The organism is Nostoc sp. (assembly GCF_036916975.1).
Lineage (GTDB): Bacteria > Cyanobacteriota > Cyanobacteriia > Cyanobacteriales > Nostocaceae > Nostoc.
Map to the genome: position 1 here is coordinate 72467 of NZ_JBALFF010000126.1, position 12085 is coordinate 84551.

Genomic DNA, 12085 nt, shown 5'->3' on the forward strand with positions numbered 1-12085 from the left:
AATGACCAATGACGAATGACCAAATCTAAAACCATGCTTAACACCCCACCCAATCAGTCTTGGGTGGGTTATTTTATCCTAAAGGGTGTGTGTCACAATTATTAACAGTTTCGACACGCTAATCAAGAATTCTAAAAGTAGGCGTCAGTGATGGAAGTAATCTATCAGTATGCCTGGCTGATTCCGGTGTTCCCTCTTCTTGGGGCAATGCTGGTCGGTCTAGGGTTAATCTCGTTGAATCAGGTGACAAACCGCCTCCGCCAGCTTAACGCTGTGGTGATTATCTCCATGATGGGGGCAGCTATGGGGCTGTCGTTTGCCTTGCTATGGAGTCAAATTCAAGGACATGCGGCTTATATTCGCACCTTTGAGTGGGCGGCAGCAGGTAATTTTCACCTGAGCATGGGCTACACTATTGACCACCTGACAGCCCTAATGCTGGTGATTGTCACAACGGTAGCCTGCTTAGTCATGGTTTACACCGATGGCTACATGGCTCACGATCCCGGTTACGTGAGGTTTTACGCCTATCTCAGTTTGTTTGGCTCCTCAATGTTAGGTCTGGTGGTCAGCCCCAACCTAGTACAGATTTATATATTCTGGGAACTGGTCGGGATGTGTTCCTACTTGCTGGTCGGTTTTTGGTACGATCGCAAGTCAGCCGCCGATGCCGCCCAAAAAGCATTTGTGACCAACCGTGTGGGCGACTTTGGTTTGCTGCTGGGCATTTTGGGGCTGTACTGGGCAACGGGAAGCTTTGATTTTAATATCATGGGCGATCGCCTCGCCCAACTTGTCGAATCAGGTTCTATCAGCAATTTTCTCGCTGTCCTGTTTGCGATTTTAGTTTTCTTAGGGCCTGTTGCAAAATCAGCCCAATTCCCCCTCCACGTCTGGCTACCAGACGCAATGGAAGGCCCCACCCCCATTTCTGCCTTGATTCACGCGGCAACAATGGTAGCGGCAGGTGTTTTCCTAATTGCCCGGATGTACCCAGTATTTGAAGACGTTCCAGCCGCAATGAATGTCATTGCCTTTACTGGGGCGTTTACGGCGTTTTTGGGGGCTAGCATTGCCATTACCCAAAACGACATCAAAAAGGGCTTGGCTTACTCCACCATTTCCCAACTCGGTTACATGGTGATGGCGATGGGAATAGGTTCCTACAGTGCTGGACTATTCCACCTGATGACCCACGCCTATTTCAAGGCGATGCTGTTCTTGGGTTCAGGTTCAGTAATTCACGGTATGGAAGGTGTGGTTGGACACGACCCCGCCTTAGCTCAAGATATGCGCTTGATGGGTGGACTGCGAAAGTATATGCCCGTCACCGCAACTACCTTTTTGATTGGTTGCTTGGCAATTTCTGGTATTCCCCCCTTTGCTGGTTTCTGGTCAAAAGATGAAATTTTGGGGAAAGCTTTTGAAGCTAACCCACTTCTCTGGTTCATCGGCTGGTTAACTGCCGGGATTACGGCTTTCTATATGTTTAGAATGTACTTCTCGACATTTGAAGGCAAATTCCGGGGTAATGACGAGAAAATCAAGCAAACACTCAAGAAAGCTGCGGCGACAATTGTCCTGGAATTAGAGTCAGAAGAACCAGCCCCGAATTTTGGGCCTGGGGCGATGAAGAAAGGAGAATTGGCGGCAACTAGTCAGCAGCATGATTCCCATGACTCCCACGGGCATCAGGGCGACTCCCCCCACGAATCGCCCTGGACGATGACGCTGCCGTTGGCACTGTTGGCTGTGCCTTCGATTTTGATTGGTTTGGTGGGAACTCCCTACGCCAATTATTTTGAAGAGTTTATCTTTCCTCCTAGTGAAACTCTCTCCGAAGTTATAGAAAAGGCTTCCGAGTTCAATCCGACGGAATTCTACATTATGGCGGGTGCCTCAGTCGGAATTTCTTTGATTGCGATTACCCTGGCTTCGCTGATGTATTTGAGGCGTAAAATTGACCCAGATGCGATCGCTGCTAAAATCCAACCACTTTATGAGTTATCGCTCAACAAGTGGTACTTTGATGACATTTACCATCGGGTTTTTGTCCTCGGTTTGCGTCGCCTAGCTAGACAAGTTATGGAAGTTGACTTCCGCGTTGTCGATGGTGCTGTTAACCTCACAGGCTTTTTCACCCTTGTTAGCGGTGAAGGTCTGAAGTACCTAGAAAACGGTCGCGCTCAATTCTATGCCTTGATTGTATTTGGGGCGGTTTTGGGCTTAGTGATTGTCTTTGGTGTTACCTGATTTTTGTAGTGTCAAATTAGAGCCAGGGCGAAAATTAGAGCCAGGGCGAATAGAATTCGCGGCTACACAAACGAAGTCCGCCTTCGCGGACTAAAGAAAAATTGAATTTTTGAAACCCACGGAGGTGGGTTTTGCCTGTGTAGACGCGGTTTCTAACCGCCCTTTCACCCCAAGTTTTTTAGGAGCCTAATTTTAGACTCCTTTTTTTTGCCTGATAGTCAGCAATTAAATATTCAAGTCTTCTTTTACATCATCTGGCGGTTCAAACATAATCTCAAAACCAACAGGTCTTTTTAAGGCAGACAATATCCACTCGTCCTTGATAGCGTCGCCCACCTTGATAAGTTCCCTCGGCAAAATCTGCATTTAGTTCTAGTTCCATTGCCTGTAGTGGAACACCGTACTCTTCTACTAAAATCTGAAGCGCCCACATCGTCACAGGGTCTTCTGCTGGACGCACATAAGAACCATCAGCTTTAAATAACTTCCGTAGATTTATATCCTGGCGATATCTTCTGTGGTATGTTCGCCGGATTTTGGTAAGGATTAGTGAAATTGGAGAAAGGCATGAAGTTATGGCTATGGGAGACAGGTTACACAGTAGATAAATGATATGGTATTCTGAGCGATCTCTTAAGAGAAAAATTAATATAAGCCCAAGATTCAGCAAAATAATAAGTTTATCACTAATTATAATTTAAAAATAATTCATGTATGTATTGTGAAAATCTAGTTTTCTCCCGTCATGCTATCCAACAAATGTTTTATCGTCGCATCAGTCAAAAAGAAGTAAAAGCTGCGATTTATTATGGAGAAGTGATAGAAGAAAATCCTGATGATACACCTTACCCCAGTTATCTAATATTGGATTTTATAGAAGGTAAGCCGATTCATGTTGTATTTTCCTACAATGAAGCTACAGATACAGGATATGTAGTAACAGCTTATATTCCTGATACTAATATTTGGTTAGATGGTTTTAAAACTAGGAGACAAAGATGATGAAATGCGTAATTTGTAAGCATGGAGAAACTAAACCTGGTTTAGTAACTGTGACATTAGAAAGAGATGAATGTATTATTGTATTAAAAAAAGTTCCAGCAGAAATTTGTGATAACTGTGGTGAATATTATTTAAGTGATGCAGTTACCGAACAGGTTTTAGAAAAAGCAGAGTCAGCTATTAATAATGGAGCAGAATTAGAGATTATTAGATATGCAGCTTAGTTTTCTTATTCTAGGCTTTGATATCGTCCCAAAGCTCTGAAACTGGGAAGGTTTGTCCTTCTGCTGCTTGTCGCACGGACTCTTGCAAATCGGCTAATATTTGTGCTTTTGGCTCTTGTTCATCAATCCAAGCTAAACCACTGACGTTATCAGAATTTATGGAACTTATAAGCTGTTGCCAAAGTTCTACAGGGATGAGTACATCTGTTGTTTCTCCATCTACGTTAGTGACATAACGAATTTGACTTTCAATTTGTGCGATGATCATTATGGTTAGTTCTCGTGTTATGCTTTTTTGCACCAAATCGCTTTTTTCTACAACCACCAAACAGCATCTTGTATTTTTAGGGTTAGGTTAGGCGATCGCGATCGCGCTATGAAAAAAAACTCTCATAATCGTCATGGCTACCTATCCAGAACCATGTAACTGTATCACCCTCTAAAACCCCAATTGCTCGATAATTGCGAGTGATTCTGACAGACCAAATATTCTCCTCGTTATTTATACATTTAAAATGTAAAGACGGATGAAAAGGATTTTCTCTCCATAACTGATAAGCTTTTCTTGCACTTTGTCTAACTTGCTTTTCAAGAGACTGATATTTATCCCAAAAAGAAGGAAGAGTTGCAGACTTCATAAATTTTCATAATTCATTGGTTTTGCAAGTCCTTCTGCAATCTCTCTTTTAGCAGATTGGGCAGATGCAATCAGTTGTTGTTGAGTTTTGTTAAATGATTTATTCCATTTCAATTCATCTTGCAAATCTTCCAGGTACTCTCCAAGATGTTCTGCAACTCTTTCTTGCACATCTTCAGATAAAGATTCCATCATCTTAATTACAGTAGCGATCGCTGGAGATGACATAATCGAATTTACCTTATCAACCTTCCATGTCTATTTTACTAAAAAAACTCAATCAAATCACCTATTATCGTGATGAGAGCGAGCTGTTGCCAGAGTTATACAGGGACTGGTATATTTTTAGCGATGGGTTAGGTTAGGCGTAGACGCAAAGCGGCTTCTCGTAGACATCGCACCCCTAAACTATAATTTTACCAACTTTTTGAGGGTCAATTTTTGACTTGACTGGGAGTATCACAACGCACACTCCGCACCCGCAACTGTCAAAAAAGACCCCTAATAGACAAAATAGGGGATTGCCAATTTAATTAAATCAACCTAACGAGGAAGACGAAATCCTCAAAAAGCTGTTAGTTAATAACTAGTGACTTTTTGCCAAACATGATTTTGATAGCAGACGAATTGTGATGAATACAGCTAATTTTCCGTGGCTGACGACGATTATTCTGTTGCCGATAGCCGCCTCACTACTGATTCCCATCATCCCGGATAAAGAAGGCAAAACAGTGCGCTGGTACTCCCTCATCGTAGGGCTGATAGATTTTGCACTAATTGTTTATGCTTTTTATACTGGGTATGATTTCTCCAATCCAGATTTGCAGTTGGTCGAGAGTTACCCCTGGGTACCCCAACTAGATTTGAATTGGTCAGTAGGGGCAGATGGCTTATCCATGCCCCTAATTATTTTGACTGGATTCATTACCACGCTGGCGATTTTAGCAGCTTGGCCTGTTACCTTCAAGCCGAAGCTATTTTACTTCTTGATTTTGGCGATGTATGGCGGTCAAATTGCCGTGTTCGCCGTCCAGGATATGCTGTTGTTTTTCCTGGTGTGGGAACTGGAACTAGTACCGATATACTTTCTGCTGTCGATTTGGGGAGGCAAAAGACGGCAGTATGCAGCGACTAAATTTATTTTATACACCGCCGGCGGTTCGCTGTTTATTTTGCTGTCTGCCCTGACAATGGGATTTTACGGCGATACGGTGACGTTTGACATGCGATCGCTCGCTTTAAAAGACTTCGCCCTCAATTTCCAACTTGCCGCCTATGCTGGCTTCCTGATTGCCTACGCCGTCAAGTTGCCGATTATTCCCTTGCACACCTGGCTACCTGATGCCCACGGTGAAGCTACAGCCCCTGTACACATGCTATTAGCAGGTATTCTGTTGAAAATGGGCGGTTACGCCTTAATTCGGATGAATGCCCAAATGCTCCCCGATGCCCACGCTTATTTTGCACCAGTTTTGGTGGTTTTGGGGGTAGTTAATATCATCTACGCTGCCTTAACATCCTTTGCCCAGCGCAACCTGAAGCGAAAAATTGCCTACTCCTCAATTTCCCACATGGGCTTTGTTATGATTGGGATTGCCTCCTTCACCGATTTGGGATTGAGTGGGGCAGTGTTACAAATGGTTTCGCACGGATTAATTGGGGCGAGTTTATTCTTTTTGGTTGGCGCAACTTATGATCGCACACACACCCTGATGTTGGATGAAATGGGCGGTGTTGCGAAGAGAATGCCGAAGATTTTTGCCATGTTCACTACCTGTTCGATGGCTTCTTTGGCACTGCCAGGGATGAGCGGTTTCGTAGCAGAATTAATGGTATTTGTTGGCTTTGCTACTAGCGATGCTTATAGCTCTACCTTCAAAGTCATTGTGGTATTCTTGATGGCAGTGGGAGTAATTTTAACTCCGATTTATCTGCTGTCGATGTTGCGAGAAATTTTCTACGGAGAAGAGAACAAGGAATTAGTTTCTCACCAAGCTTTGATAGATGCCGAACCCCGTGAAGTATTTATCATTGCCTGTTTGTTAATTCCAATTATTGGTATTGGTTTCTATCCAAAATTGCTGACTCAGATGTATGACGCCACAACTGTACAATTGACAGCAAGATTGCGTGATTCTGTGCCGACATTAGCACTGCAAAAAGACGAAGCATTAAAGGTTTCTTTGAGTGCGCCCCAAATCGCTGATTAAGTTGCGATCGCTAGTTTAGTTTACTTTAAATATTGATTGCTTTGAGGGCGGGTTTTCTACCTGCCCTTTTTTTATGTACATTGCTTGGAGGCGATCGCTTAATCAATTTTCTAGTTTAAATCTTCAAAATCCTTCTATTTTTTTCTAATGCCAAGAAGGTTTCCTCACCTCTGTAGACAATATTAATTTGTCCTCTAAACACATCATCAATAGCCAAAAACTTCTTACCCTCTATCTCTTCAAATTCACAACTCCCGATTATTCTAGAAATATTGACAATATCAATATAATTAGCCGTACTTATCTGTTCAACACCCGTTAATCGGATGAAAATATAAGGTTCACCGACGGTAATACTTTTTTTTATTTCATCAGGCAACCAAACAGAATTCCAATCAATAGCTAAAGTTATGGCTTGTTCATATCCAATGTTATAGAAAATACCTATCCAATAAGAATCATGTAATGTATATTGTTCATTAAAATCTCCAAAGCTCATATTTTTGCCTTCCTGCCAAGGTAAGCAATTATTAATAAGCTCTTGACAAAGCCAACTTGGGTAATAATTTTCTATCAAATTAAACTGCCCTAGATTTTAAGCTGATTGATTTGTTTGCAACCAGTTAAGTAAATCTTCCGTAGCAGTAAAATCTAACAAAGCTTCGCCAAGGTTTTCTAACTGATTTAAAGAAAGAGATTTGATGCGCTCTTGTAATTCTGATGATAATTCTCCCACTCGTCTTTGTAGTAACCTTAAAATAAGCTGTTGTTTACCTTCTTGTTTTCCGCGCTCGTAGCCGATGCGCTCACCTGTAGTTATATATCTCATAGTCGCTCCTGCTCAAATTTCATAAAAATAGATTTTAAGCTGATTGATTTGTTTGTAACCAGTTAAGTAAATCTTCCATAGCAGTAAAATCTAACAAAGCTTCGCCAAGGTTTTCTAACTGATTTAAAGAAAGAGATTTGATGCGCTCTTGTAATTCTGATGATAATTCTCCCACTCGTCTTTGTAGTAACCTTAAAATAAGCTGTTGTTCACCTTCTTTTTTACCTTCTTGTTTACCTTCTTGTTTACCTTCTTGTTTACCTTCTTGTTTTCCGCGTTCGTAGCCGATGCGCTCACCTGTCGTTATATATCTCATAGTCCGCTCCTGTTCAAATTGTTTAAACTCTTCCCAAAACTGATTTTCCAATGCCTTTGGTAATATCATAACCCAATCGATAAATCGATACAGGTTGCGAATATCTTGCTCTCCTAACCCCAAATCATATAGCCTACGAATTAAGCTAAATTTCCATATTTTGCGTTGTTCGGGTGATGAGCGTGTCTGCTGCGTTTTCAAATGCGCCATAACGACAGTTGCAAATGGATTATCGCTATTTTCTAACTCGTAAAATCGATTTTCATAATCCAAAAGTTTAACACTGCCAAATTCAAAAATTAAGCGAGTATTGGGATAATTGTAACTGTAATTACTTGGCCGCCATTCGCGGTTTGAATCGCAGAGAATTGCAAGGCTTATTGCTGGTCGATCAAAGCGGTCAAATATGCGAAAATTGTAGGTAAACATCCGCTTAGTAAAGTTATCTTCTTTTTGTGCCTGAATTTCAACATGGATTAATAACCAAAGTTCTTCCCCTTGATTTTGCCAAACTTTGACTAATTGATCGGCATATCTCTTACCCTGTTCAGCTTCACGAACTATTTGTTGAAATTCTTTATCTAGAAATTCGTAGGGACGTTCCCAATCAATTAATGCAGAAGTTTCTGGAAAAAAGAAATGCATTGCTTGGGGAAAATAAGCTTCTATAATTTCTTTCCAAGGGCTATCAAAATCAGCGCGAACGCTAAAATTAGTCATGAATTGATTGCAGATAATAATTTTTAAAACATCCTAACATTGAGTTTTGGTTTGCTCAACTATAGCATTCATAAATCATGCGTTAAAAACTGTGCAGATATTAGTAAAACAAGAAAATAAGTGCAAAAGTTTTTTTTGAATGCACCCTAAATCGCTAGTTTAGTTTACTTTAAATATTGATTGCTTTGAGGGCGGGTTTTCTACCTGCCCTTTTTTGCTAAGTAAGTGGGCGCAAATAATCATCACTCGCTCGTAGTTGCGCTTTAGCGCATCCAGATAAAGATGCGCTAAAGCGCAACTACGAGCCAAATACAGAGATTTTACTTTTCCTTACATAGCTTGGTTTTATCTTGCCTACCTACTTATTGTCAGTTAGAGATTCTATAAATCAGTAGCAAAGCATAAATCTAATGTAAGATTTTGTAATCAGAAGTACGTGAATACTGAGAAAAGATCCACAGGCGATGTCTACGACGGGCTATTCGGCGTCGCTAAAAATGGTTCTTTATTCATGCGCTGCGATCGCACATCAATAGATTACGTACAATCTATCTAGAATGAGATTTGGCAAAACCGCTCATGTTAAACTACAATCCACTGCATTGTTTGGCATCTTCCGAAGAATTACCCGACTCAGATGATACTGCTGTGGATAATGAACTCCAAAATTTAATTCCCGGCTTGCTGAAAACGACACTGGCTTTGGTTTGGTGCGATCGCTGGGATTGGTTCTTTGGTGTTGACATGGGTATTTATTATCACCCAGACAAACCAGCCATAGTCCCTGATGGGTTTCTCAGCTTAGGAGTTAAACGCTTCATTGATGAGGACTTGCGCCTAAGTTATGTGCTATGGGAAGAAAAGAAGCAGCCAATCTTAGCGCTAGAAGTTGTTTCCCAAATATATCGGGAAGAATATAGCACTAAAAAAGAACTCTATGCCAAAGAATTAGGAATTTTGTACTACGTTGTGTATAGTCCCCTTCGGCGTAAAAAGACACCTTTGGAGGTGTATCACTTAGTTGATGGGGAATACATCTTAATGTCAGGAAATCCTGTTTGGCTACCAGAAATTGGTTTAGGAATTGGACGAGAACGGGGAATTTATCAAGGTATAGTGCGGGAGTGGCTGTACTGGTATGATGCGGAAGGGCAAAAATTGCTGACACCAGAAGAACGCATCAGACAAGCGGAAGAACGCACAGCTTTTGAAGAACAGCGACGGGTGGAAGCAGAACAACAGGTGAAAATGTTAATTGAAAGGTTGAAGGCGCTTGGTGTTGATCCAGAAAGTTTTTCATAGATTCACCAAATTTCGGAATTTTTGCTCCCTTAATGTTAATTGGCTTCTTGATTAGGGAATTATATCTATTAAGTAACTCATAGCTTAACGGTACAAATCGTAAAGGCTGGTTGCTCAAGAAATATATTTACCAAAACCTACATCAAAAATATGGAAGTTAAATTAGGATTTGGAGCAGTCCCAAAACCTCAATATGTTTTTGTCAGCAAAGAATCGGATCACTGTTGGTATATGCTATCCGATGATACAAGACAAATCCCAATTTATGAGAGAGCTTTCACTGGGGTGATAACAGGGATAGAAGTTAATAAAAAAGTGGAAACTTCACATGGAGAAAAAGAAAAAACTGATTTACATATTCTGGCAGAGAAACCTTATGTTATCCGCTCAGGAAGTGAATCTTACTTTTCTAAAAGTTTGTTGCTTTCACTTGATGCCTTGACTACTGAACAATTGCATCATCCACTGACGATCGCAGTCAGTCCTGGAGAGAAAACAATTGTATTTTGTACAATTTATAATCCGGTAACTTATCGCTCTGTAGGTGTTAGTTGGGATGGACATAATGAAATTGATTTGCAAGCTCTAGGGCAAAAAGTTAGTTTCAAAATTAATAAACTTCAAAATTTAAATCAAGAGCCAATACAAATATATGCTAATACAACAGCATCAGAAATTAATGCAGTTTTGATAGCTCAAAGTGACACATATTTAGCCCAATTAAATTGGACTCCAGAGCAGGGAAGGGAGTATTTGCAGCAGAAATATGGCAAGCGATCGCGTCTACAACTCACTGATACAGAAATTCTAGATTTCATTGATTACTTGAAGCTACAACTAACCCAAAACTGCCCAACTTAGCGGCTGTTGTATAGTAAGTAATTTTATCTAATTTGTGAAAATTATCGGTGTCCAGATCCCCGACTTCGTAAAAGTTGTCGGGGATCTAACTTTTCACGAATGATTTAGGATTGCTATATTAATTTTTTTATTGTTAAAGACATCCAATTTAGTATTGTATTAGGTTGACTTCGCCTCAGACGCAGGATAAGCTTTGTGTGCTTCTGCGTAAATCTTTAATGCTACAGCCATCTGCTGTTCGGCAGTCTCTCCCTGCTCTTGGAACCAAGCAAAAGTTTCAGGATCTACCTTAACTGTTATTGTTAGAGGTGACTTGGGCATTCGCAATTGTGCAATAGCCAAAAATTCTTCTGACAAGGGTGGAATATCTGAGGTGTCGATGTCTTCGTCAGTCATTGCATCGACTTTAACCCAATCGGTTCTTGAGGTATTGTTCATAGCGTTTTCGTTCGTGAGACAGTGCCTTTCTTAATGAGATGATCCGAATCGTTTCTTCACCAATTTCGGTGTAAATAACTACTACGATTCGTCCAAGGAGAAGGATGCTAAATCAAGCTGATCTTGCTCAGTCCAAGTATAACTTTGGTCGATGATAGACAAGTTTTGCTCGACTAGCTCATTTAGAATTAGGGTTGCCAAGCGTAGCCGCTCAGTCGGTGACAAGTTACAAACAACTTGGCTGTATATCTCTTGAGCATTATTGGACATATCCTCGTGTCATCTATCCTAACAGTTGCGATGCCTGCGGCAAGCCGAGTGCGACGCCGAATAGCCCGTCGTAGACATCGCTTGTCTGTTGCATTGAAGTTTTAGCCTCCCAAAGAAAGGTGCGATCGCAATACCAAAAGGATTGACAACTGCATTCATCCCAATCTCAAATTTATACCTTCTGAATGTTCATTAGTTGGTATCCCTGGGAAAGATAAGTATAAGGTGATGCTTTTTTATGAGGTTTAACCCGTAGACAATTCCTAACCAAATTGCCAATTTAGTGTGTAATTTAAACAATCGTGCTAAATCTGCACTTCAGGAGCTTGAAGCCCAACCTTTTAATAGCGATCGCGATGCTAGCAAGTTTCAAGAAGTAGCACTTTTAATTAAAGCACTTGCAGAAATTATGAAAATTCCTATTTTAGATAATGAAGGACTGTTAAACCCTTCTAGCTTAACTATCCAAGCTAAATACAAAACTCTGGGAGGTATTTAGCAATGGTTTTACAAAATATTAATACAATATGCACTGCGGTTAATGCCACAAAATCGTTAGTAACCATTGTTTCCAGTTACAAGCAAATTGGAGAGCAAGAACGGACTAAAAGGCGTGAGATAGCAGCTTTGGAAAAAACACAATGTCTTGACATAGTTTCTTCAGCTTATACTGAATATAAGATAATTGCCGAACAAGAACAGACAAAGAGACGAGAGATTGAAGCTTGGGAAAAAGAAACAATCACGAAGATTAACGCCCAGCGAGAGTTATTGATGGGGTATCTAGATCGCTCTTTTGATGAACGTACAGAAAACTTTCGCGCTTTATTTGCTGTCGTTGATCATGCGATCGCAGCTGGCAATAATGAAGAACTAGCCCTTACTTTAAACTCAATCATCGAAATAGCTAAATCCTGCCCCTTCAAAGACCTTGCAAATTTAGCTTCTGTTCGCGCCGCCCTAGACGATCCAGATCACAAATGGACATTTTAATTTTATATCCAGCGCGATCGCTCCAAAACT

At 40.8% G+C, this 12085-nt stretch carries 16 protein-coding genes and 1 pseudogene; 8 read left to right on the top strand and 9 right to left on the bottom strand.

The window, feature by feature from the left end; translation table 11 throughout:
• Nucleotides 1-150: 150 nt before the first annotated feature.
• Nucleotides 151-2253 (top strand): NAD(P)H-quinone oxidoreductase subunit 5, encoded by a 2103-nt coding sequence (locus V7K73_RS28750; protein WP_334885342.1) that lies wholly within the window; start codon nucleotides 151-153, stop codon nucleotides 2251-2253.
• Nucleotides 2254-2527: 274 nt separating this feature from the next.
• On the opposite strand, the gene V7K73_RS28755 is transcribed toward V7K73_RS28750, so the two are convergent.
• Nucleotides 2528-2923, bottom strand: coding sequence for a hypothetical protein (locus V7K73_RS28755; protein ID WP_334885344.1), 396 nt, complete (start codon nucleotides 2921-2923; stop codon nucleotides 2528-2530).
• Nucleotides 2924-2967: 44 nt separating this feature from the next.
• Here V7K73_RS28755 and V7K73_RS28760 point away from each other — a divergent pair, with 44 nt between their 5' ends.
• Nucleotides 2968-3255 (top strand): DUF4258 domain-containing protein, encoded by a 288-nt coding sequence (locus tag V7K73_RS28760; RefSeq protein ID WP_334885346.1) that lies wholly within the window; start codon nucleotides 2968-2970, stop codon nucleotides 3253-3255.
• A complete protein-coding gene (locus V7K73_RS28765) occupies nucleotides 3252-3479 on the top strand; it encodes a type II toxin-antitoxin system MqsA family antitoxin (RefSeq protein ID WP_223277960.1) in 228 nt (75 codons plus the stop codon). The genes V7K73_RS28760 and V7K73_RS28765 overlap by 4 nt, the downstream gene beginning before the upstream one ends.
• 10 nt (nucleotides 3480-3489) lie before the next feature.
• On the opposite strand, the gene V7K73_RS28770 is transcribed toward V7K73_RS28765, so the two are convergent.
• The 3 genes from V7K73_RS28770 to V7K73_RS28780 all read right to left on the bottom strand — a co-directional run bounded on the left by V7K73_RS28770 (nucleotide 3490) and on the right by V7K73_RS28780 (nucleotide 4344).
• A complete protein-coding gene (locus V7K73_RS28770) occupies nucleotides 3490-3747 on the bottom strand; it encodes a hypothetical protein (protein WP_334885348.1) in 258 nt (85 codons plus the stop codon).
• Between the two features lie 106 nt (nucleotides 3748-3853).
• Nucleotides 3854-4117, bottom strand: a complete 264-nt coding sequence (locus V7K73_RS28775) for a ParE family toxin-like protein (RefSeq protein WP_244141934.1) — start codon at nucleotides 4115-4117, stop codon at nucleotides 3854-3856.
• Nucleotides 4114-4344 (bottom strand): hypothetical protein, encoded by a 231-nt coding sequence (locus V7K73_RS28780; RefSeq protein WP_334885351.1) that lies wholly within the window; start codon nucleotides 4342-4344, stop codon nucleotides 4114-4116. Before V7K73_RS28780 ends, V7K73_RS28775 begins: the two co-directional genes overlap by 4 nt.
• 404 nt (nucleotides 4345-4748) lie before the next feature.
• On the opposite strand from V7K73_RS28780, the gene V7K73_RS28785 reads away from it, so the two are divergent.
• Nucleotides 4749-6326, top strand: a complete 1578-nt coding sequence (locus V7K73_RS28785; RefSeq protein WP_334885353.1) for an NAD(P)H-quinone oxidoreductase subunit 4 — start codon at nucleotides 4749-4751, stop codon at nucleotides 6324-6326.
• A 115-nt stretch (nucleotides 6327-6441) separates the two neighbouring features.
• Here the strand turns inward: V7K73_RS28785 and V7K73_RS28790 are convergent, their stop codons facing one another.
• The 3 genes and pseudogenes from V7K73_RS28790 to V7K73_RS28800 all read right to left on the bottom strand — a co-directional run bounded on the left by V7K73_RS28790 (nucleotide 6442) and on the right by V7K73_RS28800 (nucleotide 8191).
• The gene (locus tag V7K73_RS28790; RefSeq protein ID WP_334885355.1) at nucleotides 6442-6903 is read right to left on the bottom strand and encodes a hypothetical protein; all 462 of its coding nucleotides are present in this window, start codon (nucleotides 6901-6903) and stop codon (nucleotides 6442-6444) included.
• A gap of 18 nt (nucleotides 6904-6921) precedes the next feature.
• Nucleotides 6922-7181, bottom strand: a pseudogene (locus tag V7K73_RS28795) (DUF4351 domain-containing protein); the annotation flags it as partial.
• A gap of 8 nt (nucleotides 7182-7189) precedes the next feature.
• The gene (locus V7K73_RS28800) at nucleotides 7190-8191 is read right to left on the bottom strand and encodes a DUF4351 domain-containing protein (protein ID WP_334885357.1); all 1002 of its coding nucleotides are present in this window, start codon (nucleotides 8189-8191) and stop codon (nucleotides 7190-7192) included.
• A 579-nt stretch (nucleotides 8192-8770) separates the two neighbouring features.
• Here V7K73_RS28800 and V7K73_RS28805 point away from each other — a divergent pair.
• Both V7K73_RS28805 and V7K73_RS28810 read left to right on the top strand, forming a co-directional pair.
• Complete coding sequence (locus tag V7K73_RS28805; protein WP_334885359.1) at nucleotides 8771-9493, top strand: Uma2 family endonuclease; 723 nt, start codon at nucleotides 8771-8773, stop codon at nucleotides 9491-9493.
• Between the two features lie 150 nt (nucleotides 9494-9643).
• A complete protein-coding gene (locus V7K73_RS28810) occupies nucleotides 9644-10354 on the top strand; it encodes a hypothetical protein (protein ID WP_334885361.1) in 711 nt (236 codons plus the stop codon).
• A gap of 159 nt (nucleotides 10355-10513) precedes the next feature.
• Here the strand turns inward: V7K73_RS28810 and V7K73_RS28815 are convergent, their stop codons facing one another.
• Nucleotides 10514-10792 carry a hypothetical protein gene (locus V7K73_RS28815; RefSeq protein WP_334885362.1) on the bottom strand — a complete coding sequence of 93 codons (279 nt, stop codon included), beginning with the start codon at nucleotides 10790-10792 and terminating at the stop codon, nucleotides 10514-10516.
• Nucleotides 10793-10873: 81 nt separating this feature from the next.
• Nucleotides 10874-11062, bottom strand: a complete 189-nt coding sequence (locus tag V7K73_RS28820; protein ID WP_334885364.1) for a hypothetical protein — start codon at nucleotides 11060-11062, stop codon at nucleotides 10874-10876.
• 283 nt (nucleotides 11063-11345) lie between these two features.
• On the opposite strand from V7K73_RS28820, the gene V7K73_RS28825 reads away from it, so the two are divergent.
• Nucleotides 11346-11561 (top strand): hypothetical protein, encoded by a 216-nt coding sequence (locus V7K73_RS28825; protein WP_334885366.1) that lies wholly within the window; start codon nucleotides 11346-11348, stop codon nucleotides 11559-11561.
• A 2-nt stretch (nucleotides 11562-11563) separates the two neighbouring features.
• Nucleotides 11564-12055, top strand: coding sequence for a hypothetical protein (locus V7K73_RS28830; protein WP_334885368.1), 492 nt, complete (start codon nucleotides 11564-11566; stop codon nucleotides 12053-12055).
• The last annotated feature ends 30 nt before the right edge of the window (nucleotides 12056-12085 follow it).